This is a genomic window from Stenotrophomonas maltophilia (genome assembly GCF_004920835.1).
GTDB lineage: Bacteria > Pseudomonadota > Gammaproteobacteria > Xanthomonadales > Xanthomonadaceae > Stenotrophomonas > Stenotrophomonas maltophilia_AQ.
The window spans coordinates 38,957-63,539 of the sequence record NZ_QFHO01000009.1; the positions used below are offsets into that span (position 1 = coordinate 38,957).

The window sequence follows — 24,583 nt, forward strand, 5'->3', positions numbered from 1 at the left end:
AACAGCTAGCTAGCTAGTATGATGGCCCGAGAAATGCACGTCAAGTCGATTGTCAAGAGGGACGCTGAGTGAGTTCACCGAAGATGTTGCGAGGCCTGCTGTCGTTCAGCAGCATGACCATGGTCTCGCGGGTGCTCGGACTTGTCCGTGACCAGGTGATCACCACCACGTTCGGCACCAATGCGGTCACCGATGCGTTCTGGGTTGCCTTCAGGGTACCCAATTTCCTGCGGCGATTGTTCGCCGAGGGCTCCTTCGCCACCGCATTCGTGCCGGTGTTCACGGAAGTGAAGGAAACCCGCAGCCACGCCGAGCTGCGCGAACTGATGGCCCGCACCGCAGGTACCCTGGGCGGCATCCTGATGCTGGTGACCGCGCTGGCGCTGATCTTCGCCCCGCAGCTGGCCTCGGTCTTCTCAAGTGGCGTTGATACCGACCCGGTGAAGCAGGGCCTGCTGGTCGACCTGTTCCGCCTGACCTTCCCGTTCCTGCTGTTTGTCTCGCTGACCGCACTGGCCGGTGGTGCGCTGAACAGCTTCCAGCGCTTCGCCATGCCGGCGCTGACCCCGGTCATCCTCAACCTGTGCATGATCGCCGGTGCGCTGTGGCTGGCCCCGCGGTTGGGCGGTACCCCGGAAAAGCAGATTCTGGCCCTGGGCTGGGCGGTGCTGGCCGCAGGCATCCTGCAGCTGCTGTTCCAGCTGCCCTCGCTGAAAGGCATCAACCTGCTGACCCTGCCGCGCTGGGGATGGACCCATCCGGGCGTGCGCAAGGTGATGACGCTGATGGTGCCGACCCTGTTTGGTTCCTCGGTGGCACAGATCAACCTGCTGCTGGACACCGTCATCGCCGCCAAGCTGACCGACGGCTCGCAGTCCTGGCTGTCGCTGGCCGATCGCTTCCTGGAGCTGCCGCTGGGCGTGTTCGGCGTGGCGCTGGGTACGGTGATCCTGCCGGCGCTGGCTCGTCATCACGTGAGCACCGACCGCGAGGGCTTCTCGCGCTCGCTGGACTGGGGCCTGCGCATGACCCTGCTGATTTCGGTGCCAGCCATGCTGGGCCTGCTGCTGCTGGCTGAACCGCTGATCGCGACCATCTTCCAGCACGGCCAGTTCAGCGCCTTCGATACCCGCATGACCGCGCTGTCGGTGTACGGCTTGAGCTTCGGCCTGCCGGCGTTCGCCTTGCTGAAGGTGGTGCTGCCGGCGTTCTATGCGCGCCAGGACACCAAGACCCCGGTGCGCGCCGGCGTGGTCGCACTGGTGGCCAACATGGTGTTCAACTTCGCCCTGCTGGCGGTGCTGTACCAGGTGATGGTGCCCGACGAACTGAAGGCGCAGGGCGTGATGGCCGCCATCGGCAAGCAGCCGGGCCTGCACCTGGCGCTGGGCATTGCCAGCGCGCTGTCCAGTTACCTGAACCTTGGCCTGCTCTGGTACTGGCTGGGCAAGACCGATGTCTACCAGCGTCGGCCGGGTTGGGGCGGCTATCTGGTACGCCTGCTGCTGGCCTGCGCGGCCATGGTCGGCGTACTGCTGGCCCTGCTGTACTGGCTGCCGGGCTTCTCGGCAATGGGTGCATGGGAGCGGATCGGCGCACTGGCACTGCTGGTCGGTGGCGGTGGCGCGACCTATGCGGTGGCCATGGTGGCGATGGGCTTCCGCCCGCGCGACCTGCGCGGGCATTGATCACGGCCCGTGGCGGCTATACTTCAGGGTTACACCATTGAAGCGGCGGCCCCGGTTGGGCCGGAACGAGAGTTGATGAGCAGGCTGTTCAGAAGCGTCGAGGGCGGGGAGCTGTTCCCCAACGGAAGCGTGGTCTGTATCGGTGCATTCGACGGCCTCCATCTGGGCCATCGTGCGCTGGTCCGCCACGCGGTTGCCCGCGCGCGCGCCTTGGGCGTGGCCGCGGTTGCCGTGGCGTTCGAGCCGTTGCCGCGTGAATTCTTCGCCCAGGGCACGCCGCCGCCGCGGCTGACCCTGGCGCGCAGCAAGGTCGAGATCCTGCGCGAGCTCGGCGTCGATGCGATCGGCCTGCTGCGTTTCGACGCAGCGATGGCGGCGATGCCGGCCGAGACGTTCGTGCGCCAGCTGCTGGTCAATCGCCTGAGTGCGCGTGAGGTCTGGATCGGTCCGGAGTTCTGTTTCGGCAACCGCCGTCGCGGCGACCTGGCCCTGCTGCAGAAGCTCGGCGCCGAGCTCGGTTTCAGCGCTGGCGAGATCGAAGCGGTCGACCTGCATGGCGAGCGCATTTCCAGCACCCGCATCCGCCAGCTGCTGCAGGACGGCGACTTCGCCCGTGCGGGCGACCTGCTCGGCCGCCCGTATGCGATCAGCGGCCGGGTGGTGCGTGGGCGCCAGCTTGGCCGTACGCTGGGCTTCCCCACTGCCAACCTGCGTTTCCCGAAGACCCCGGCGTTGTCGGGCATCTACGCAACCTGGGTGCACGGCGTGTTCGACCAGCCGTGGCCTTCGGTATCCAGCTTCGGCACGCGGCCGACAGTGGAGGGTGTGGAGCCGTTGCTGGAAGCCCACCTGTTCGATTTCCAGGGCGATCTGTACGGGCGCCACATCGAAGTCGAATTCGTCGCCAAGCTGCGCGACGAAGAAAAATTCAATGATCTGGCGGCGCTGACCGACCAGATGCACCGTGACGCCGAACAGGCGCGCGCCATCCTTTCCGAACATAGATTGCGAGCCACTGCGTGAGCCAGGACTACAAGACCACCCTGAACCTGCCAGCCACCGAATTCCCGATGCGCGGCGACCTGCCCAAGCGCGAGCCGGGCATTCTGGCGCGGTGGGAAGAGCAGGGGCTCTACCAGCAGCTGCGCGACAACGCCGCCGGCCGCCCGCTGTTCGTGCTGCACGACGGCCCGCCGTACGCCAACGGCCGCATCCACCTGGGCCACGCGGTCAACAAGATCCTGAAGGACATCATCGTCAAGTCGCGCTACCTGGCCGGCTTCGATGCGCCCTACGTGCCGGGTTGGGACTGCCACGGCCTGCCGATCGAGATCGCGGTCGAGAAGAAGTGGGGCAAGGTCGGCACCAAGCTCGACGCCGTCGAGTTCCGGCAGAAGTGCCGTGAGTTCGCCGAAGAGCAGATCAACATCCAGCGCGTGGACTTCAAGCGCCTGGGCGTGACCGGTGACTGGGACAACCCGTACAAGACCCTGAGCTTCGACTTCGAAGCCAACGAGATCCGTGCGCTGGCCAAGGTCGTGGCCAACGGCCACCTGCTGCGTGGTGCGAAGCCGGTGTACTGGTGCTTCGACTGTGGCTCGGCGCTGGCCGAGGCCGAGATCGAGTACCAGGAAAAGGAATCGCCGGCGATCGACGTGGCCTACACCGCGCGCGACGCGCAGGCCATCGGCCAGGCGTTCGGCGTGAGCGTGCCGGCCGATGTCGAAGTGGCTGTGCCGATCTGGACCACCACGCCGTGGACGCTGCCGGCTTCGCTGGCCGTTTCGCTGGGCGCGGACATCCGCTACGTGCTGGCCGAAGGCCCGGCCAACAACGGCAAGCGCCGCTGGCTGGTGCTGGCTGCCGCCCTGGCCGAGCGCGCACTGCAGCGCTACGGCGTGGAAGCGGTGGTGCTGCACGGTGAGGCGGACGGTTCGGCGCTGGAAAACCAGCTGCTGGCGCACCCGTTCTACCCGGAGCGCGGGATCCTGGTGCTCAACGGCGAGCATGTGTCCGATGAGGACGGTACCGGTGCGGTGCACACCGCCCCCGGCCACGGCCAGGAAGATTACGTGGTCAGCCAGAAGTACGGCCTGCTGGACAAGTACAACGCCGGCCAGGTGACCCCGATCGATGGCCGTGGCGTGTACCTGGAATCGACCCCGCCGGCCGGTGACGTGGTGCTGGCCGGCCAGCACCTGTGGAAGGCGCAGGAGGCCATCGTCGGCGTGCTGCGCGACAACGGCGCGCTGCTGGCCTTCCACCCGATCCGCCACAGCTACCCGCATTGCTGGCGCCACAAGACGCCGGTGGTGTTCCGCGCCACCCCGCAGTGGTTCATCTCGATGGACAAGGCCAACCTGCGCAACGATGCGCTGGCCGCCATCGACAACGTGGGCTGGTTCCCGAGCTGGGGCAAGGCACGCATCCAGAGCATGGTCGATGGCCGCCCGGACTGGACCATCTCGCGCCAGCGCACTTGGGGCGTGCCGATCGCACTGTTCACTCATCGCCAGACCGGCGAGATCCACCCGCGTTCGGTGGAGCTGATGCAGCAGGTCGCCGACCGCGTCGAAGCCGAGGGCATCGACGTGTGGTATTCGCTGGATGCCGCCGAACTGCTGGGCGCTGAAGCGGCCGACTACGAGAAGGTCACCGACATCCTCGATGTCTGGTTCGACTCGGGCGTGACCCATGAAGGCGTGCTTGCGGCGCGTGGCTTCGGCAAGCCGGCCGACCTGTACCTTGAAGGTTCCGACCAGCACCGCGGCTGGTTCCAGTCCTCGCTGCTGACCGGCGTGGCGATCGACAAACGCGCGCCGTACAAGCAGTGCCTGACCCACGGCTTCACCGTGGACGAGCACGGCCGCAAGATGTCCAAGTCGCTGGGCAACGGCATCGAGCCGCAGGACATCATGAACAAGCTGGGCGCGGACATCCTGCGCCTGTGGATCGCCTCGGCCGACTACAGCAACGAGATGTCGCTGTCGCAGGAAATCCTCAAGCGCAACGCCGACGCCTACCGCCGCCTGCGCAACACCGCGCGCTTCCTGCTCGGCAACCTGGACGGTTTCGATCCGGCCCAGCACCTGCAACCGCTGGACCAGATGGTCGCGCTGGACCGCTGGATCGTGCATCGCGCGTGGGAGCTGCAGGAGAAGATCAAGGCGGCCTACGACGGCTACAACATGGCCGAGATCGTGCAGCTGCTGCTGAACTTCTGCAGCGTGGACCTGGGCTCGCTGTACCTGGACGTGACCAAGGATCGCCTGTACACGATGCCGACCGATTCCAGCGGTCGCCGTTCGGCACAGAGCGCGATGTACCACATCGCCGAAGCATTCACCCGCTGGGTCGCGCCGATCCTGACCTTCACCGCCGACGAGCTGTGGGGCTACCTGCCGGGCGAACGCGCCGAGCATGTGCTGTTCACCACCTGGTACGACGGCCTGGCGCCGCTGCCGGCCGATGCCCAGCTCAACGCCGCCGACTTCGACCAGCTGCTGGCCGTGCGCGAGCAGGTGGCCAAGGTGCTCGAGCCGATGCGTGCCAACGGCGCCATCGGTGCCGCGCTGGAAGCGGAGATCACCATCGCCGCCAGCGAAGAGCAGGCCGCGCGCTGGCAGCCGCTGGCCGATGAACTGCGTTTCCTGTTCATCAGCGGCGACGTGCAGGTGCGCCCGGCAACCACCGACGAGGTATTCGTCAGTGCCCAGCCGACCACCAAGGCCAAGTGCGTGCGCTGCTGGCACCACCGCGCCGACGTCGGCAGCAACGCCGACCATCCGGAACTGTGCGGCCGCTGCGTGAGCAACATCACCGGCGCCGGTGAAGTGCGGAGCTGGTTCTGATGGCCGCGCCCCGTCCGCATCCGAACGCCCTGGTCTGGCTGCTGCTGTCGGCGGCCATCATCGGCCTGGACCAGTGGTCCAAGGCGTGGGTCCTGTCGAGCCTGCCGGAGTTCCAGCCGGTGGTGGTCATCGACGGCTTCTGGAACTGGTACCGCACCTACAACACCGGTGCGGCGTTCAGTTTCCTGAGCGACGCCGGTGGCTGGCAGAAGCACTTCTTCACCGTGCTGGCGATCGCCATCAGTGGCCTGATGGCCTGGTGGCTGCGCGGCACCGCCCGTGGCAACTGGAAGGCGGCGGTGCCGTATGCGCTGATCATCGGCGGCGCCATCGGAAACGTGATCGACCGCCAGGTGCACGGCCACGTGGTCGATTTCATCCAGTGGTACGTGGGCAGCTACACCTGGCCCTCGTTCAACATCGCCGATTCGGCCATCGTGGTCGGTGCCGTCGGCATCGCCCTGTTCGGCCTGTTCGACGGCAAGTCCGCCAAAAAGGCGGGATAATGCCAATCCGAAACCGTAAGCCGGCCGCTGCCGGGAGACTGAACTGATGGATGTGCTGCTCGCCAACCCGCGTGGATTCTGTGCCGGCGTCGATCGTGCGATCGAGATCGTCAAGCGCGCGATCGAAACGCTGGGCGCGCCCATCTATGTCCGCCATGAGGTGGTGCACAACCGCTTCGTGGTCGATGACCTGAAGCAGCGCGGCGCGATCTTCGTCGAGGAACTGGATGAAGTGCCGGACAACAACACGGTCATCTTCAGTGCGCACGGCGTGTCCCAGGCCGTGCGCCAGGAAGCCGAACGCCGTGGCCTGAAGGTGTTCGACGCCACCTGCCCGCTGGTGACGAAGGTCCACTTCGAAGTTGCCCGCCACTGCCGTGCTGGCCGTGACGTGGTGCTGATCGGCCACGCCGGTCACCCCGAAGTGGAAGGCACCATGGGCCAGTGGAACCGCGAAGCCGGTACCGGCCAGATCTATCTGGTGGAAGACGTGGAGCAGGTTGCCACGCTGCAGATCAAGCAGCCGGAAAACTTCGCCTACACCACCCAGACCACGTTGTCGGTGGACGACACGCGCGGCATCATCGATGCGCTGCGCGAGCGCTTCCCGGCAATGCAAGGGCCGAAGAACGACGATATCTGCTACGCCACCCAGAACCGCCAGGATGCCGTGCGCGACCTGGCCAAGCGCTGCGATTTGGTGCTGGTGGTCGGTTCGCCGAACAGCTCCAACTCCAACCGCCTGAGTGAGCTGGCCCGCCGCGAAGGCGTGGAGTCGTACCTGATCGACGGTGCGCACGAGATCGACCCGGCGTGGGTGGTGGGCAAGCAGCACATCGGCGTGACCGCTGGTGCCTCGGCGCCGCAGGTGCTGGTCGATGGCGTGCTGGCGCGGCTGGCCGAGCTGGGTGCCAACGGCGTCGGTGAGCTGGATGGCGAGCCGGAATCGATGGTGTTCGCACTGCCGAAGGAACTGCGCCTGCGCCTGGTCGACTGACCGGGCCTGACTCTGGTGGGTGCGAACCTTGGTTCGCACTGCCGGATGGCGTTTTGCCACATCAGGCCGGAGCGCCACCGACCATGACCTTCGGCCATGGGGCCGCGCGCTCGACAGGCCTAGCATCAAAGGTTCTACCGCTGCTGGAACCTGCCCGATGAAGACCCGTGCCCTGGTGATGTCCGTGCTGTTCGCGCTGGCGGCCACGCCTGCGCTGGCGCAGACCTCGCCGCCGGGCGATGCCGCGGCCCCCGGCCTGCTGCGCATCGATGTGGACGCGCGCGATCTGGCCCGGCGCATCTTCAAGGTGACTGCCACGGTGCCGGCCAAGCCCGGCCCGATGACCCTGCTGTACCCGCAGTGGATTCCAGGCAACCATTCGCCGACCGGCCCGATCGACAAGCTGGCCGGCCTGCGTGTGACTGCCAACGGCAAGCCGCTGGCCTGGCAGCGCGACCAGTTCAACGTCTATGCGTTCAAGGTGAACGTGCCCGAGGGCGTGAGCGAGATTGTCGCCCACTTCGATTTCCTGTCCTCGCAGGGCGGCAGCCAGGGCCGGGTGGTGATGACCCCGGAAATGCTCAACCTGCAGTGGAACGCCAACTCGCTGTATCCGGCCGGTGTCGATGCGCGGCAGCTGCAGGCGCAGGCCAGCGTGACCCTGCCCAAGGGCTGGTCGTTCGCCACCGCGTTGGAGACCGCGCGCCGCGACGGTGACACCGTGGTGTTCAAGCCGATCTCCTATGACCACCTGGTCGATTCGCCGCTGTTTGCCGGCGAGCACCACCAGCGCATCGACCTCGACCCCGGCGCGAAGGTGCCGGTGCATCTGAACGTGTTCGCCGACGACGCCAAGTCGCTGAAGCCGACCGACGAACAGATCAAGCTGCACCGCGCGCTGGTGCAGCAGGCCGACAAGCTCTATGGCGCGCGCCATTACAACCACTACGAGTTCCTGCTGGCGTTGACCGACCGCCTCGGCGGCATCGGTCTGGAACACCACCGTTCCAGCGAAAACAGCGCCGAGCCGGGCTACTTCACCGAGTGGGAAAAGAGCGCGTGGATGCGCGATCTGCTGCCGCACGAATACACCCACTCCTGGAACGGCAAGTACCGCCGCGGCGCGGACTTGGCCACTGCCAACTTCAACGTGCCGATGGGCGACAGCCTGCTGTGGGTGTATGAGGGGCAGACCCAGTTCTGGGGACAGGTGCTGGCCGCACGCTCGGGGCTGTGGTCAACCGACCAGGCACGCGACATGCTGGCCAACGTGGCCGCGACCTACGACCGTGGCCGTCCGGGCCTGGCCTGGCGCCCGCTGCAGGACACCACCAACGACCCGACCATTGCTCAGCGCCGTACGCTGCCTTATCGCAACTACCAGATGAGCGAGGACTACTACTCCGGCGGCCAGATGCTGTGGCTGGAAGTGGAGGGCAAGCTGCGCGAACTGAGTGGCAACCGGCGCAGCCTGGACGACTTCGCACGTGCGTTTTTCGGCGTCGGTAATGGCGATTGGGACGTCAATCCGTACACCTTCGATGATGTGGTCGCGACCTTGAACGGCATCGCGCCGTATGACTGGGCCACGTTCCTGCGCGGGCGCCTGGACGGCCATGGTTCGTTGACCGGCGGCCTCGAACTGGCGGGCTGGAAGCTGGTCTATCGCGATGCCCCGAACGATGCCTACAAGGCGCAGGAGAAGCGCGCCAAGGCCGCGTTGCTGGCCTATTCGCTGGGCGCGACCGTGCTCGACAACGGCACGGTCGGTGACGTGATCTGGGACAGCCCGGCGTTCAACGCCGGTCTTGCACCCGGCATGAAGGTGATCGCGGTTGGTGGCCGCGAATACAGCAGCCAGCGCTTGAAGGATGCAGTGGCGGCCGCAGCAAAGGACAAGGCGCCGATCGTGTTGCTGGTGAAGCAGTTCGATCGCATCGAAACGATGAGCATCGCCTACCACGGTGGCCTGCAGTACCCGGTGCTGGAGCGCATTGCCGGCAAGCCTGACCGCCTCGCAGAGCTGTGGAAGGCGCGATGAAACCGCGCGCCCGCGATGGTCTGATCCTGCTGATGGCGATCCTCGCCATCATCGGCGCGTTCCTGCACGGTGACGGGCGCTGGCTGCACTGGCTGGCCAAGCCGGCCACCACGCTGCTGATCGCTGCCATCGCCTGGCGCGTGCACGATCCCGCACAGCCGTTCTACCGCCGCGCGGTGCTGGCCGGCATGCTGCTCTCGTGCGTGGGCGATATCGCGCTGATGCTGCCGATGGACGCGTTCGTGCCGGGGCTGGTCGCGTTCCTGCTGGCGCACCTCTGCTACATCGTCGCCTTCCGCGATGGCCTGCGTGCCGGGCGTGGGCTGGTCGGCGCCAGTGCACTGCTCGGTGCGTTTGCCGTGCTCAACGTGCTGGGCCTGTGGCCGCACCTGCCGGCGCCGATGCGCATTCCGGTACTGGCGTATGTGGTGGTGCTGGCGTCGATGGCGGTGCTGGCCCTGGCACGGCAGTGGCGCAGCCCGCAGCCCGATGCTGTGGAAGCCCGAAGCGCCCGCTGGGCCGCGGCAGGTGCATTGCTGTTCGTGGCCAGCGATTCACTGCTGGCCTGGGACCGCTTCGCCGGCGGCCTGCCGCTGGCCAGCCTGCTGGTGTTGTCCACGTACTACGGCGCGCAGTACGCCATCGCGCGCTCGGTGAAGTAGCAGAAAGGGGACGGAGGGGATTAAGTCGTATGTGGCATCAGGTCGTATGCGACTTAATCCCCTCCGTCCCCTTTTTTTGCGTCGGCTACCGGCGGATCACATCGCGCAGAGCACCCTGCGTATCGAACTGCAGTCGCACCGATTCGCGATCACCGGCCACTTCGTCCGGCAGCCATACCAGTTTGCCGGCTTTGCGCACGATCACGTAGACGTGGCCGACTTGGGATGTGGGGTTCTGCAGCGCATTGCGCTGTTCCTGCAGCGCTTTGGCCACGCGTGGCACGGCATCGAAATCGATGTTGGCCAGAGGCGTGCTGCTGCGCTGCAGGCTGATGGTGGGAGCGAACTGTTGTGGGTTCACGGGATTGCCCTTGCGCCACTGGCCGCGTTCGAAATGGTAGCTGTCGACGTGGGTTGGCTGTTGGGGGTCGACCAGATCGAGGTTGATGCGCCCGTCGTCGTAGAAGTGGATGCTGTGGAACACGGTCAATCGCTGTCCGGCCAGCGACGGCAGCTGCTCCAGTGCCTGGCGTGCGGCCTGCAGGTAGTCCGCATCGAACAGCCGGTTGTTGCGTTCGGGAATGGAAATCGGCCGTGGATCGGGAATCGGCGCAAGCGATGCGGGATTCTCGCGCGACGGCTGCGTACCGGTGGGGGCTGGCAACCGGTCGCGCTGCACCGAATACCCCAGCGTTTCGCTGATCGTCTGCAATCCGCCGCCAGCAACGGCCGCGCCCGCCAGTACCAGCAGCACCAGCGAGAACACCAGGCGGGTGGAGGGAGGCTGTTTCATACCTCCTCCATGCGCACGTTTCCACGATCATCCGGGTCGTACAGCAGCGTCACCTGTTCGCGCGGGATGTTGGCCAGTTCGATCAGCGGGATGAAGCGACGCACGCTGGCCTGCCGCACAGCGCCTTCGCGGTCGGTGTACTCCAGCTGGAATTCCACCTGCGGCTGTTCGTTGAGATAGGTGCCGGTCTGGCGCACCTTCAGCACCCTGGCCTCCACACCGATGCCACGGTACTTCAGCGCATCGCCACGTGCATCGGCGTGCAGCAGTCGGCCGAGCAGGCGCAGGCCCAGTGCGTAGCCGCACAGCACCAGCGGGCACACCAGCAACGGGTGGCCGAACGACAGGAAGGTCCAGCCCAGGCCTTCGCTCTGCAGCCGGTAGGTGAATACATAGGCACTGGCAACCACCACGATGGCGATGCCACCGCCGATCCCACGCCGCCACAGGCTGGCAACATCCAGCTCGGCATGGGCGCCGTCGAGCACCATGTTGGGGAATTCGCCTGGCGTGCGGCTCAGGCGTGCATCGAGGTGATTGCCGACGACGAAGCGCTGCAGCTGGGGTTTGCTGTCGACCACCAGCATCTGCTCGCTGATCGGCGTGCCGGACAGGTTCTGGAAGGCCAACTGCAGCTTCCACTGCGCGAAGCCACGCACATGCACGCCGGTCTGTTCGGCCTGCTTGATCAGTGTAGTGCGTGGCTCACCGTTGGCGAGGATCGAGCGCACCCGATGCAGGGCACGTGGTGGGCCGAGCAGCAGGTAGTGCAGGAAGGCGAGCAGCAGGACCAGCCACAAGGCCAGCGACAACGCCAGCAGCAGCACTGCCAGCCACGGTGCACTGCGATCAGCCAGCGCCACCGGCCATGACGTGCCGAAATAGAGGATGCAGGGAAAAGGCAACGCGAAGAACAGCAGGAACGCGCCCCAGAACCAGAGATAGGCCTTCATGGGGTGGAGGTGGCAGACCGGTGGAACAGGGCGCGTAGGTTACTACGCTTCAGCGGAATTGCAGGGTCAGCAGATAGTATCGGCCGAGTGGGTCGTCCAGCCCCGGCATCTGTCCGCCGTTGCCGACCAGATAGTTCACCGGCTGCGTGTCGAGCACGTTGTGCACATCCATCGCGGCGACAATGCGGGGGCCCAACCGGCGTGCGAGGTGCAGGTTCCAGCGCAGCTGCCGCGGGTTCATGCAGTGGCTCAGTTCGATCTGCTCCTGCGGGCACTCGGCACCGGGCAGCCACGCACGCGTGCGTCCGGTCTGGTTGCCACGCAGCGCGATATCCCAATTGCTGTTCTGCCATTGCACGTTCAGTACGGCGGCGATCTCCGGCGTCACATGGCCGCGCAGGTCCACCGCAGGCTCATGGTCGCGGCGCCGACGCAGTTCCTGCTGCTTCAATGCATCGAGCGAGAACAGCCACTGGCCGTTGCTGCCTGCATCGATACGGTACTCGCCGCGCAGCACCCAGTTGCGGGACGTGGTGCGCCCGATGTTGTCGAAGGACAGGCGCAGGCTGCGCAGCTGGCCGTCTTCGTCCAGCTGCCAGGTGCTGCGGTTCCAGACTGCGTCGGATGGCTGCAGGGCCAGGATCTCGTTGCGCAGCTCGACGATGTTGTGGGTCAGCGACAGTGAGAAGGTGTCGTTGGGTGTCCAGGTGGCGGCCAGCGAATGACTGCGCGAGCGCTCGGCTTTCAGCGCGTCGTTCTCCACCACCTCGGCGGTGACGCTGCAACGACCATCACTGATGGTCATCGCGCATTCCGGCAGCGCGCTGGAGGCGGGCAGCGTGATCGAGCCGAAGTAGCCGGGCGGTCGCCGCTGTTCAAACAGGCTGGGAGCGCGATAGCCGCGTCCGCTGGCCAGCAGGAACGACCACTGCGGCGTCGGGCTCCAGCGCAGGCCGGCCCGGGGCGAGAACGCCATGAAACCGCCATCACGATCCCAGCGAGCGGCCAGATCCGCGCGCAGCGTGGGCGCAAGCGGCAGGCCGAGCTCGGCGTAGACGCCGCTGCTCTGCCGCGACAGGCGACGTTGCTGCTGTGGCAGCCCCAATGCGAGGTCACCCTGGCTGAGCAGCGCGTCGGGACGCGATGTCCAGCGCTCATGGCGCAGGTCGATGCCGGTGGCCAGCTGCGCAGGGCCACCGGGCAGCGGCATCAGTTCGCGCTGCATACCCCACCAGCCCTGCCATTGTTCGGTACTGCCGCGGTTGCGGATCGATGGGAACAATGTCTCTGCTTCGGCGGCAGGTGGTGCGTCGAAGCCGGGCAGGAACCGTCGCGACTGCGTGGCTTCCAGCAACCGGGTCGCACGTACGGTGCCTGCGGTGGACAGCGTGACTCCGCTGCGTTGGCCGCTGATTCCCGCTTCCCAGCTGCGCCGGCCCTGGTCGCGGCCGATGCCGAAGGTGACATCCGTATCGGTGGCGCGAACGCTGGGGCGCACATTGCCGGCTTCATGCATGACGCTGTTGAAGGTGATTCCGCGCGCGACCACGGCGATGGCGGTTGGACCCAGGTCGAAGCGCTGCCGGTTGTGGCTGGCGCGTGCTTCGACATAGGCATAGCGTCCTTCACCGCGTTCGTGCCGGTAATGCAGGTAGGCCGATGCGGTATCCGAGGCCGGTTGCAGCGAGCGCGGGCGGGCACTGTCGAACCAGCAGCCATCCTCGCGGCGCTTCAACGGGGGCTCGCAGCGCCGGGCCGGCACGTACCAGTTGCCGAAGATCGCGCCGATCGGATACAGCGAGGTTTCCGCATGCCAGTCGCGGCGATCACCGGCCACATGTTCGACACGATGCAGGTCAAGGCCCGCAAACCAGCGGTCGCCGTTCTCGCGCAGGCTACCGGTGGCTGCCTGCACCCGGTACTGCCCGGCATCGCCGCGGCTGCTGAGCCCGGTCTGCAGCATGGCTTCGGGACCATCGGCCTGGTCGCGCAGGATGATGTTGACCACGCCGGACATCGCGTCGGCACCGTAGATGGCGGAGGCACCACCGCGGACCAGTTCGATGCGATCGACGAAGCTCAGCGGAATGCCGCCCAGATCGGTCAGTCCGCCTTGTTCCAGCGACACCATTGGATAGCGGGGCAGGCGCCGGCCATTGACCAGGAACAGCGTCGCTCGCGGTCCCATGCCGTCGAGACTGGTTGTCGCGGCCGCTCCTACTGGCAGGTACTGCGAATCGCCGCTGCGCGAGGTGCTCATGGCCGGATGGCCGTTCATGCCCGGCAGGTGCCGCAACAGGTCGAACAGGTTGCCGTAGCCGCTGCGCAGGATGTCGTCGCGGTCGATGGTGGTGACCGGCAGCGTTGTCTGCACCGAGGTGCGCGGCAGGCGGCTGCCGGTGACGTGGATCGGTGCCAGTTCCACCTGCGGTGCTGCATCGGGCGCGTTGGGCACGGTGCGTATGGCGTGGGCCGCTGCCGGGGCTTTCGATACCTTGGCCGGTAGTTCGGCGTGAACGCGGCGGATGACAAAGGCGCCTGAGGATGTGCGCAGGATGTTCACCGGCAGGCCGCCGACCAGCTGTTTCAGCGCGGTTGCCGTATCACGCTGGCCATGGCTACCGTTGGTGCGCAGCCCCTCCAGCTCACGTGCGTCGAACAGCAGGGCGGTACCGCTCTGCCGTGCCCATTGCTGCAACGCCGGGACCAATGGTCCGGCGCCCACATCGATCTCCAGCGTGCCGGCAGGCTCGCTGGCATCGGCCACCGGTAATGCCGCTATACCCACTGCCAGATAAAGCAAGGCGCGGAGCAGCCCCCACTGCAGCGCACCCGGACCTGCCTTCACTGCCGGCCTCCTCAGTACGTGCGGCGCAGTTCCAGCGCGCCATCCGGGCGCGTCTGGCCAGCAACGGACCAGCCCAGTTCCAGTGCGGACAGCAGCTCCTGTGCATCCCCCGCGCGGAACGTGCCACTTACCGCCAGATCGGCGATCTCCGGATCGGCGATCACCAGCGGCGTGCGGCCATAGCGGTTCATGCGCTCGACCACGATGGACAGTGGCGTGGCATCAAAGACCAGTTGCCCGTGCAGCCACCCTTCGGCGGCCGCGTTGGATGACAGCGCCGGGCCAGGCTGGATGCGCCCGGAGGGCAGCACCTGCAGCTGCTGGCCAGGTGCCAGCATGTGCTGGGCCGTGCCGCTGCTGACTTCCACTGCGCCCTCCAGCAGTGCGACCTCGACCAGGCCATCGTGCAGGCGCTCGACCTGGAAGGTGGTGCCGATGTCGCGGATCGTGCTGTTGCCAGCCTGCAGCCGCAGTGCCTTGCTCGATGGCGCCACCTGCAGCTGCAGGCGTCCGCGCTCCAGATCCAGTTCGCGATGTCGCCAGCCAAAGCTGGCGCGCAGCGTGGTGCCAGCATCAAGCGTGGCCACGCTGCCATCGGCCAGGGTCAACTGGCGCGGCAGGCGGGTGTCATTGGCGTACAGCTGCGGTGTCGGATTGCCATCCACCGCAACCATCCAGCCGATGCCGATGGCCAGGCAGATGCCGGCGGCCGCGGCCAGGCCGGGCAGCAGGCGACGGCGGGCAGGTCGCGCGGCGCGCGCTGCGGCGGTCCGCAACCAGGGGTCGGTGGCCAGCCCTTCGCCCTGCTGGAACAGGGTCTCGGCCTGTACCCAGGCTTTGACATGGGCAGGGTCCTCAGCCAGCCAGTCTTCGAACGCTTCACGCTCGTCCGCTGTGCAGTCCGGGGCTTCCAGCCGCGCCACCCAGGTGCTGGCGCGTTCGAACACCGAGGCGTCTTCCATGTGCCGGTGGCGGCTCATTCAGCGTCCCTGTCGTTGTGCAGTGGATCCGGCCCCAGTTCCTGGCGCAGGCCCTGCAGGGCGCGGGCAATATGTTTTTCCACGGTCTTGGCAGTGATTCCACAGTGCCGCGCAATCTGTGTATAGCTCATGCCGGTGATCCGGTTGAGCAGGTACACCTCGCGCGCGCGCTCGGGCAGTTTGAACAGGGCCTGCCGCAGCAGGGAAAGCATCTGCCCGGACTCGGCCTGGCGCAATGGATCGGGCGAGGTACTGGAAGGCTCGTCGCTGCCATCGTGCTCGGCCAGCGGCAGGTGCGGCCGCGACTGCGGCGAACGGCCGCGGTCTGCCAGGCGGTTGCGGGCGATACGATACAGCAGCAGGCGCAGTTCGTCCGGGCCCTGCGCGCGATAGCGGATCAACCGCTCCATGCAGTCCTGTGCGATGTCCTCCGCATCTTCCGGCCCGACCCCTCGCGTGCGCAGGAACGCGCACAGCGGCGCGCGTTCTTCGCGTACGAACGCGATGAAGGCATCCGCAGGCGCGGGCAGCTGCGGCGCGCGATGGAGCAGGGGGGACGGGGTGGACAGGGCAGGCCTCGCGTGTCGGTGGCAGATGCGTCATCGAGTTTTACGCGACGATGACCGGATGGGGAAGAGTGTGCATCGATCGAATTCTCATTGTGAATATATTCATCTTTCGGCGCCGGATCCACTGGGGGAGATCGCCCCGCTGCGGCGTTGATCGTTCTACCCGCGTGTTGCGGGTGGAGAGAGAACACATGAAGTATTCGAAGTTGAGCCTGGCCCTGGCCGGGCTGATGGGTGTCGCCACCATGTCCGTGGCTGATGACGTCATGGCAATGAATTATCACGTGCTGGGCGATCGCATCTTCCTGAGTGGCGATGTGACCTACGCCGACGTGGTGTCCCTGCCGGCACTGCTGGCCAAAGCGCAGGCCGAAGGCCGGCCGATCCGCGAAGTGGTATTGCGCACCTCCAATGGTGGCGCGTTGATCGCCGGCGAGTGGCTGCAGGGAGTGATCCGCACATCCGGCCTCAACACCATCGTGTCCGGCAACTGCATTTCATCCTGCTCGATCATGCAGTCCGGTGGTGTCGAGCGCTATCTGGCCGGCGACCTGCCGATCATCGACTCGGTGCAGATCCACGCGGCCAGCAGCGGTGGCAAGGTGATCTACACGCCGTCGCCGCGCATGACCCAGATCTACACCGGCAACTATGGCGGCGGCATGGATGCCGGCCTGCTGCACAAGGCCATGTATGAAGTGGTACAGCCGAACGGGCTGCTGGTGTTCCGCGATCCAGCCCGCAGCACGGGGGCCTCCATCACCTTTGATCCGGATGGCAGCGGCAGCAAGCTGGAATCATTCCCGGGCCAGGACATCTACAGCAACAGGATCATCAGCGCCAACGGGTACCGCGATCCGGGCGACACGTTGAATGTGAGCGCGAACGTGAGCGGCGATATCAATCCAGGCTACCTGCGTACCGGACGCCAGCTGCAAGCCTTCGTCGATGATGATTTCGCGCGCTGGAATACCGACTGGCAATCCACCTACATCAACCTTGCGCAGAGCATCTACAACGCCTCGAGCCGCGGCCCGCAGGGCATCGGCCCGCTGTCGGTGCAGGGTTACCTGAATGACCCGGATATCCAGGACCTGCTGCTGTCCAAACTGCGTCTGGCGGATCTGGATGCCTCTACGCTGGACAACGCCATGGGTGTGATCCGCGTGACCAATGGCGCCACCTGGCGCACGTCCGCTACCACGGGTGCGGACTTCATGCTGGTGGACAACGGCACCATCGCCCTGGAAGGCGGTGCCCTGCGCGCCTCGGAAGTGCGCGTGCTCGGGGCTGGCATGCTGGTTGGCCACGGCGACGTTGCCGGCACGGCGATGGATCTCAATGCACTGGGCGAAGGCACTGGCCCTTCCTACCGTGAAGACGGCTTCAATCGCCTGCGCGTGTTCGGCACACTGATGCCGCGCGGTGGCGATCTGGTCACCCATGGTTACGTCAATATCATGCCGGGCGGCAAGGTGCTGTTCGATGTGACCGAGGGCGGCGGCACGGCCACTGGCCGCCTGCGCGTGGGCACCTTCTTCGATGACGAACAGACCGACGGCGCGCTGGTGATCTCCAAGGGCGCCTTCCTCGAACTGAACGTGGCACAGGGCTACTACGGCCAGGACTTCCGTCGCGATCTGGTGGAAGGACCGATCTACCAAGGTGGTTTCGAAGAAGCCGTGCGCTTGGGGGATACCGGCTACAGTGCCAGCATCACTGGTGGTGATGTGTTCCGCCCGCGTCACAACTCGCTGTTGAGCTTCAATGTGAAGCAGACCGCCGATGGTCTGTGGTTGACCGCCAACCCCGGCTTCGACCAGGTGGGTCTGTTCGCCAACGGCACTTCGGGCGATGGCCTGGGCCGCGCATTGGCAACCGCCTCCGATCGCCAGGACAAAGGCCTGAAGTCGCTGCTCGGTGCACTGCAGTTCGCTGATCGCGACGTAATCGCACAGCAGGCCGGAGCCCTGCGCGGTGATGCGCACGCCAGCCTGCGCCTGGCCGACACTGCGCTGGTGGGCAGCATCGGCAACGTCGTGCAGCAGCACCAGGCCGCGATGCGCAGCGGCGGGGACGCCGACGGCCTGGCTTCGCAGGCCGCGCAGTCGGTCTCATCTCAACCGGGCATGCGCCATGGCAGCCTGTTCAACCAGCTCGCCATGCATCTGGTCGAGCCGGCGTCGGGCAGCGCTGCGGGCAGCGGTGATGCTGGACGCAACCATGGCATCTGGGCCCGCGGTTTCGCCAGCCATGGCCGCATCGATGCCGACGGTGGCGTGGCGGGGCTCAGCCACAACATCGGCGGCATCGTGATCGGTGCCGACACCCGCGTGGCCGATGACCGCGTTACCCTCGGCGTCAGCGTGGCAGCGGCCGACATGTCGACCAAGGCCATTGACGGCTCCGGGTTCACCGGCGATGTGCGCGCGCTGGACGTGGGCGGCTACCTGGATGCGACCTACTCGCGGGGCTACCTGTCGGCAGCGGTGCGCTACACCGACCTGCGCCACGATACCCGTCGCAGCATCGGCGGTATCGATGGCCTGCAGCAGCCGCTGCGCGCCAGGTACAGCAACGATGCGATTTCCGCACGGGTGGAGCACGCGTTCTCCTTCACCACCGGCAGGGGACTGGTGATCCAGCCGTTGCTGCCGGTGGTGGATTACGCGCGCACCTCGGCCACTCGTTTCAATGAAGGGCAGGGCGCCGGTGCGCTGGTTGGCCGCAGCGGCAGCCTGGAGAGCATCCGCGTTGGTGCCGGCCTGCAGCTGTTCAAGACCTTTGAAGGCAACAACGGCGAGCGCATCACGCCGCGCGCCCGCGTGGTCTGGCAGAAGGAACTGGGCGACTCGCAGGCCCGTTACAGCACCGGTTTCGCCGCTGCACCGGATCTGGTATTCGGTGCCAGCAGCCAGGCCGTGGGCGAGCAGGTGCTGGCCTGGAACCTGGGTGTGACCAGCCGGGCCAGCGAACGTCTGTCGATCATGGCCGACTATGTGGGCGAGCGCCGCGACGGGCAGATCCAGAATGGCGTGATGCTGGGGCTGGGCTACAAGTTCTAAGTGGCACACGGCACCGGCGATGAAGGCATCGCCGGTGCCGTCCCCAGAAGGCGCGTTGCTGCGGTATGGTCGGCGTGGCATCCCACCCAGGCTCTTCCATGCAGATCGCCGTCTTCAGCGCCCGCCCTTACGATCGTCGTTTCCTTGAGGAAGCCAACCAGCGCGACGCCGCTGGAGAGGGCTTCGTGTTTGTCTACTTCGATGCGGCCTTGGATGTGCATACGGCTGCTCTGGCCCAGGATTGCGCGGCGGTCTGTGTGTTCGTCAATGATCGACTTGATGCACCGGCGCTGCACGCCCTGCATGCAGTGGGTGTGCGGGCAGTGCTGCTGCGCTGCGCGGGCTTCAACAATGTAGATCTTGCAGCGGCAAAGGCGCTTGGCCTGTTTGTTGCCCGCGTGCCGGCCTATTCGCCAGAAGCGGTGGCCGAGCATGCACTGGCACTGGTGATGACCCTCAACCGTCAGACCCACCGCGCCTACAACCGCGTGCGCGAGGGCAATTTCATGCTGGATGGCCTGCTTGGGCGCACCCTGCATGGCCGCACGGTCGGCATCGTCGGCACCGGCAAGATAGGCTTGGCCACCGCACGCATCTTCAAGGGTATGGGCTGCACCGTACTGGGGCACGATCCGTATCCGTCGGCAGGCTTTGCGGATGTGGGCGAGATGGTGGGCATGGAGGAACTGCTGGCCCGCGCAGACATTGTGTCGTTGCATTGCCCTTTGACACCGGACACCCAGCATCTGATCAACGACACCTCACTGGTGCGGATGAAGCCGGGCGCGATGCTGGTCAATACCTCGCGCGGCGGGCTGGTCGATACCCATGCGGTGATCCGCGCGCTGAAGTCGCGCCGGCTGGGTCATCTGGCCATCGATGTGTACGAGCAGGAGAGCGCGCTGTTCTTCCAGGACCTGTCCGGAGAGATCATCGACGACGAGGCCTTCCAGCGGTTGATGACCTTCCCCAACGTGCTGGTGACCGGCCACCAGGGCTTCTTCACCGTAGAGGCGCTGCAGGAGATCTCGGCGATCACGCTGGGGAATCTGCGGGATTTCGCGGCGGGGCGGGTGTGTGCGAACCGGGTGGAGGCAGGCTGAGCCGGGTGGATTGACCGCCGGGGCGCCCAGCCCGTAAAATCGCGGGCTCAGCCGGAATAGCTCAGTTGGTAGAGCGGCGCATTCGTAATGCGTAGGTCGCAGGTTCGACTCCTGTTTCCGGCACCAGTTGCATGAAAAGCCCCGGCCTTGGCCGGGGCTTTTTGTTTGGACGGATGTTGGAACCTATTGATAGGAAAAGGATTCACTTCGGGCCGAACGCTGGTTGAGCTTTCACTCAACAGGTTGCGGATCGTTCTTGTCCGCGCAACACCCCGGAACACGTGTGATCGATCGGCTTCAGTACAACTTAGGTCGCTGGAGTCTTACAGGCGGAAACAGTGAAGACCTTTCGTCTCACAAGGCTCGACGATTGGTCAGCTACAGACTCTAGCCCGGCAGGAAGGGGCGGTGCTCATGCAATGATGCTCTGAATTCCTGATCGGGTGCTGTTTCCCACAGAAGAGACCTCGATTAGCGAAGTGATGAAGTGCGCGATCCGGCAGTCGCCAAGTGATTCGCGAATTCCACGATGTCATTGACCCCGACAAAGGAAAGATGCCTGCGGTTGCGAAAATCTGCGTAACCTCGTCATCAGAAACCAAAGGCCTGCTCGGTCCTCTTACTAAGATAACGTTGGCGGCGCGTCATGAATGCCAGGAGTCTTGTGCGTGGAGGCGAAGGAGATCAGTCGTATCGTTCCCCATGCCGGTCGCTCCTTCAAGATGTCAACGAGCGAAGCCCACCGTCTTGCCAGTACGCTTAGGTCCGGATAAGCACCGGCTTGTTTGTCGACCTTGGTAACCATAAAATCGAGGCGTAGCAGGGAGGGAGCGCTATACGGCGTGCCCTGGGTGAGTCGCCTAGCCGAGTCTGGAATCCTGCTATTAGTCAGTCGGCAATCACAGGGGGGGGGGCATGCGATTGATGTGGGGTGTTTTTTGGGCTGTAGCGGCAGTGCTTATTTTGGCGGCCTTTGTGGTTGCTAGAACCGTTTACAGCCAGCCAGCACCGTTGAGTAGTACTCAGTTCTTCGAAGCAACAAAAGCATTTCTGCTTTGCTTGGGGGGAGCTGGTGTCGTTCTTTCTACATATTTCACTGCCGTGAATGCCTTTGTCCAGAGACGTTCGGAAAAAATAAATAACACCTTTGATCTCCTAACTAGCTGGGATGATCCTCACCTCTTTCAGGCTCGCAAGCTGACCCGAAAGTACAAGGCGCTGAGGGACGAAAAATCAAACAACCAGCTCATAGAGGAAATTGAGGGGGATGAGGATCTAAAGAATTCCGTCATTCTCGTCCTAAACTACTTTGAGCATGTCAGATTTTCGCTAAAGTCAAATCGAATAGACGAGCTTATGTTTAAGGAGTCTCTCGGTCCAACTGTCATAGATATCATCGATAGATTTATGCCGTTCGCCAAGAAGATGAGTCAGCGATCTTTCGATGATCTTGATGATCTCAAGAATCGCCTCCGGTGATTGGTGATAAGTAATTAAAGTCGAACTTTCTTCGTGGTGAAGGTTGATCAAGCTCCTGTAACTAATGGGAAGATGGATAATGCCTGTATTTATAAGTTACTCGCATCAGGACAAGGATTTCGTAGATCAATTGGCAGTGCAGCTGGTGCAGAAAAATGTGCACGTGTGGGTCGATCGATGGGAGCTTAGCGTAGGTGACTCACTCATCGACAAAGTCCAACAGGCAGTTGAGGGCGCGAGCGCTCTGCTCGTTGTCCTTTCTCCGGAATCGGTGCAGTCGGAATGGTGCAAACGAGAGCTCTCGGCGGGCCTGCTGCGAGAGCTTGAAGAAAAGAGAGTCGTAGTGATGCCAGTTCTTCTTCGAGATTGCGATATACCCATATTTGCACGAGGCAAGTTCTATGCCGACTTCCGCACGAACTTTGATGAAGGATTGAAGGCCGTAGTTGATGGAATTGCAAAGGTAACTAATGCGTCGCTCTCTAGGGTGCAGGAAGATACCTACCACGTTGACTGGTCTATCAGCTCCGGTTTGGACGATAATGGAAATGTCGCCATAAAAGCCACCTTCATCCAAATCCCAAAATACGAGCCCTACACTTGCTTAACAGAGGTGGTGATCATTGGCGATGATGCAGCGTCTCAAGAGTTTAAAGAGATAGCCGCAGCGGACAATGCCGAGATAGCCAAGCTTCGAGTTTGGGAGCAATTCGCTGAAAGCATCGAGGAGAATGGAGAGCTAAAAGCGCTTCTCGAAGATGCCGAAGAGAAGAGGTTTAGAATTCCTCTTGCGTTTGGTGCTGGTGTGATGGTGGGGTTTATTTCCAGCCGCCGTCTTGGTGAAGATACGGGCAAGGATGTACTTCTGAACGTTGCGGGGGTCGTCAACGAATCTCGAGACCATATGCAAAATGTCTTAAGCAAGCCTGCAGGGCGAGGTTGAGGTATAACAATTGGCCGGGCTGAGTACGATCTGGCGTCTGGCAGTGCTTGGGATGAGGGCGTAGGTTCGACTCCTGCTTTGGCACCAGTTATAGCGATGAGCTCTGGCCCTGGCCGGGGCTTTTTTGCTTGTGTGGGTATTGGAAATCATTGATTGGCGAGGGGTTTGATTCGAGTCGTCGCGCGCATTAACTCAATTGCAGTCAACTGTGGATGGCGTGTAGCCGTACTGAACAGTTACAGCAGCCGCGAGCACCTTGGCTTCAGGCTCGCTTAGGGCTCGCGGGGACAGAGGCCTTTGTCTCCGTTCGTCACTAGCTCCTCTGCTTGTAAGAGAACCGCACGGCTATGGCCTTGCTGACCACTCGTTGCGCGCTGAAACAAGCGACTGAAGTAGCTGGACAGTGACGGTTCGCGATCTGGCTCAATACGCTATGCCGCGAGCCACCAACGCTATCGCTTGCTCGCTGAGTTCTGCGGTTGCCCGTGGATAATTACTATTTCGGATGCAGGGAGGTTAGCTTCAAGTCGGGCAGACCTAGCTTGACTCAGCTCGGACATCTTCCGAGAGGTTAGGTTGCCGATGTCAATCACAATGTAGAACGCTTGGGTCGTCCCTTCCGCACCTTTGTAAGCTTCAAGTTGCTTTGTGTAGCCAGCAACAAGCTTTGAGTTTGTGGATCGCTTGAGTTCAGCGAGAACCTTAACATTGGCGCCGTTGGACATCTTGAAGTCTACCGGCCCACATCCTGCGTCTGACTCGGGGGATAGGTCGAGGTTGTTCGCCTCGCAGTAAGCAGCCGCGACTGCGTAAAATAGGCGCTGCATTGCCTTCTCTAAGCGGGCTGTTGTCAATTTTTCGTTCCACAGCTCTTTCCAGAGTCCCTTGTCCTCAATTAGCGACTTGAACTTGTCGATTATTTTCGTCACGGCATCCGTCGCTTCGGCCAGATTTAACGTCCGTCCAGAGTATTGATGCAGTGACAATGGCTCTGTGGCTGCTATGCGCTTTCTTAGCTCTGCCGGATATATCTCGCCGCGATGGTCATTCTTCAGGTCGTAAGGGGCATCCGCCGCAGCGCGAACCAAGTCCAGAAGCATTTCAAAAGAGGTTTTGCTTTTAAGGGCGATCTTAAGTGTCTCATCCTTGTCGCGTCTCGTTTTCGCCCGCCAGATGTCGCCAATCTGAGCGCTCACTCTATTCTTAAGGTCTTCGGTTACCTGAGCAGCTTCGCTTATCGCGCTCCAGTCGGCAGCAATCGGAAGGTCTCTAACGATGTCGCGCGGAACCAGGAGGATTGGCTCGCTGGGCTTAAGCGGGTTCCACGGGAGCTGGTGCTTCTTGCCGGCCAGCGTAAAAGCTTGAACTTGGATTTCGAGCTGCGTGCATGCCCTAAGTGTAAATGCAGCTAAGCAGTCGACCAGTATGTTGGTCGTCATATCGCTGATGCGGTCTGGGCCCACTCCTGCTTCAAACAAGCAGAGAACCATGAAAAGGTTGGGATCCCGAACTCCAATGGAAATGGCTTGCTTGGCGTTGATAGCCAAGTTGTCTATAAGTTGCGAGCCAAACCCCGAGCCGGAAGTCCCGCTCGAGTAGCCAAGATGAGTGTAGGGGACTTCGTGAAATTTCAGTAGATTTCTGGCGGACCTATCTGCGAGGTCGCCGCCTTGCTTCGATTCTGCAAGCAGGGCACATATGTTCTCAAACCTCGAGGTGTACGCTTCGGTTGCGCACTGAGCAAACTCGTCGTCTGATGCATCATCCAGAAGGAGTGGGTCGATGAAGAGGTTGGTGTCACAATTGAGTGTCACATCAATCGCACCCACAGATTCCAGTTGCGTCTGGGTGACCTTCCACGCCATCGAAAGTGTTACTGGTTCATTAGAGGTCATCGCGATTCCTTCAGATCCAAGCTTGTCCGTTTGAGAAGGGCAAGCGGTTCTTCCGTTAACAGAGCAAGTGCACGAATATCTTGTTGCTGAGTTTGGACCTGCCGTCAGTGCTTCTCACTACTGAATCACTTGCTCCAATGACCAAGCACTCATTGCCATTGCGGAGTTGAGTAGTCCCATCGCCAGTGGGCTCACACCCATTTGGTTTTT

The 24,583-nt window shown here is 63.6% G+C and carries 17 protein-coding genes and 1 tRNA gene; 12 read left to right on the forward strand and 6 right to left on the reverse strand.

Going from position 1 to position 24,583, the window contains the following annotated elements; all coding sequences use genetic code 11:
• The first annotated feature begins 83 nt into the window (after positions 1-83).
• The 7 genes from murJ to DI041_RS08660 all read left to right on the forward strand — a co-directional run bounded on the left by murJ (position 84) and on the right by DI041_RS08660 (position 9,745).
• Positions 84-1,688 carry a murein biosynthesis integral membrane protein MurJ gene (gene murJ / locus DI041_RS08630; protein ID WP_046983303.1) on the forward strand — a complete coding sequence of 535 codons (1,605 nt, stop codon included), beginning with the start codon at positions 84-86 and terminating at the stop codon, positions 1,686-1,688.
• 75 nt (positions 1,689-1,763) lie between these two features.
• Positions 1,764-2,711, forward strand: a complete 948-nt coding sequence (locus tag DI041_RS08635; RefSeq protein ID WP_046983302.1) for a bifunctional riboflavin kinase/FAD synthetase — start codon at positions 1,764-1,766, stop codon at positions 2,709-2,711.
• Positions 2,708-5,539 carry an isoleucine--tRNA ligase gene (gene ileS, locus DI041_RS08640; RefSeq protein ID WP_046983301.1) on the forward strand — a complete coding sequence of 944 codons (2,832 nt, stop codon included), beginning with the start codon at positions 2,708-2,710 and terminating at the stop codon, positions 5,537-5,539. The genes DI041_RS08635 and ileS overlap by 4 nt, the downstream gene beginning before the upstream one ends.
• The gene (gene lspA, locus DI041_RS08645; protein ID WP_136638354.1) at positions 5,539-6,045 is read left to right on the forward strand and encodes a signal peptidase II; all 507 of its coding nucleotides are present in this window, start codon (positions 5,539-5,541) and stop codon (positions 6,043-6,045) included. The genes ileS and lspA overlap by 1 nt, the downstream gene beginning before the upstream one ends.
• A 46-nt stretch (positions 6,046-6,091) precedes the next feature.
• Complete coding sequence (ispH, locus tag DI041_RS08650; protein ID WP_004148461.1) at positions 6,092-7,042, forward strand: 4-hydroxy-3-methylbut-2-enyl diphosphate reductase; 951 nt, start codon at positions 6,092-6,094, stop codon at positions 7,040-7,042.
• A 157-nt stretch (positions 7,043-7,199) separates the two neighbouring features.
• Complete coding sequence (locus DI041_RS08655; RefSeq protein WP_136638353.1) at positions 7,200-9,083, forward strand: M61 family metallopeptidase; 1,884 nt, start codon at positions 7,200-7,202, stop codon at positions 9,081-9,083.
• Positions 9,080-9,745, forward strand: a complete 666-nt coding sequence (locus DI041_RS08660) for a lysoplasmalogenase (RefSeq protein ID WP_136638352.1) — start codon at positions 9,080-9,082, stop codon at positions 9,743-9,745. The genes DI041_RS08655 and DI041_RS08660 overlap by 4 nt, the downstream gene beginning before the upstream one ends.
• Before the next feature lie 85 nt (positions 9,746-9,830).
• On the opposite strand, the gene DI041_RS08665 is transcribed toward DI041_RS08660, so the two are convergent.
• Genes DI041_RS08665 through DI041_RS08685 form a run of 5 tightly spaced genes read right to left on the reverse strand, consistent with a single transcriptional unit; the run spans position 9,831 to position 15,849 of the window.
• Positions 9,831-10,538 (reverse strand): hypothetical protein, encoded by a 708-nt coding sequence (locus DI041_RS08665; RefSeq protein ID WP_136638351.1) that lies wholly within the window; start codon positions 10,536-10,538, stop codon positions 9,831-9,833.
• On the reverse strand, positions 10,535-11,491 hold the full coding sequence (locus DI041_RS08670; RefSeq protein WP_136638350.1) for a hypothetical protein: 957 nt from the start codon (positions 11,489-11,491) through the stop codon (positions 10,535-10,537). Before DI041_RS08670 ends, DI041_RS08665 begins: the two co-directional genes overlap by 4 nt.
• A 49-nt stretch (positions 11,492-11,540) precedes the next feature.
• Positions 11,541-14,339 (reverse strand): TonB-dependent receptor plug domain-containing protein, encoded by a 2,799-nt coding sequence (locus tag DI041_RS08675; protein ID WP_136638349.1) that lies wholly within the window; start codon positions 14,337-14,339, stop codon positions 11,541-11,543.
• An 11-nt stretch (positions 14,340-14,350) separates the two neighbouring features.
• On the reverse strand, positions 14,351-15,319 hold the full coding sequence (locus tag DI041_RS08680) for a FecR family protein (protein WP_046983294.1): 969 nt from the start codon (positions 15,317-15,319) through the stop codon (positions 14,351-14,353).
• Positions 15,316-15,849 (reverse strand): RNA polymerase sigma factor, encoded by a 534-nt coding sequence (locus DI041_RS08685; protein ID WP_136638348.1) that lies wholly within the window; start codon positions 15,847-15,849, stop codon positions 15,316-15,318. The genes DI041_RS08680 and DI041_RS08685 overlap by 4 nt, the downstream gene beginning before the upstream one ends.
• Positions 15,850-16,079: 230 nt before the next feature.
• On the opposite strand from DI041_RS08685, the gene DI041_RS08690 reads away from it, so the two are divergent.
• From DI041_RS08690 to DI041_RS08710, 5 genes are all read left to right on the forward strand, one after another.
• The gene (locus tag DI041_RS08690; RefSeq protein ID WP_136638347.1) at positions 16,080-18,953 is read left to right on the forward strand and encodes an autotransporter outer membrane beta-barrel domain-containing protein; all 2,874 of its coding nucleotides are present in this window, start codon (positions 16,080-16,082) and stop codon (positions 18,951-18,953) included.
• A 98-nt stretch (positions 18,954-19,051) separates the two neighbouring features.
• Positions 19,052-20,056, forward strand: a complete 1,005-nt coding sequence (locus DI041_RS08695) for a 2-hydroxyacid dehydrogenase (RefSeq protein ID WP_136638346.1) — start codon at positions 19,052-19,054, stop codon at positions 20,054-20,056.
• A 50-nt stretch (positions 20,057-20,106) separates the two neighbouring features.
• Positions 20,107-20,182, forward strand: a tRNA-Thr gene (locus tag DI041_RS08700).
• Between the two features lie 789 nt (positions 20,183-20,971).
• Positions 20,972-21,535 carry a DUF4760 domain-containing protein gene (locus DI041_RS08705; RefSeq protein WP_211195182.1) on the forward strand — a complete coding sequence of 188 codons (564 nt, stop codon included), beginning with the start codon at positions 20,972-20,974 and terminating at the stop codon, positions 21,533-21,535.
• Between the two features lie 79 nt (positions 21,536-21,614).
• A complete protein-coding gene (locus DI041_RS08710) occupies positions 21,615-22,478 on the forward strand; it encodes a toll/interleukin-1 receptor domain-containing protein (RefSeq protein ID WP_053092122.1) in 864 nt (287 codons plus the stop codon).
• A gap of 452 nt (positions 22,479-22,930) precedes the next feature.
• Here the strand turns inward: DI041_RS08710 and DI041_RS08715 are convergent, their stop codons facing one another.
• A complete protein-coding gene (locus DI041_RS08715; protein WP_136638345.1) occupies positions 22,931-24,373 on the reverse strand; it encodes a DUF8370 family protein in 1,443 nt (480 codons plus the stop codon).
• Between the last annotated feature and the right edge of the window lie 210 nt (positions 24,374-24,583).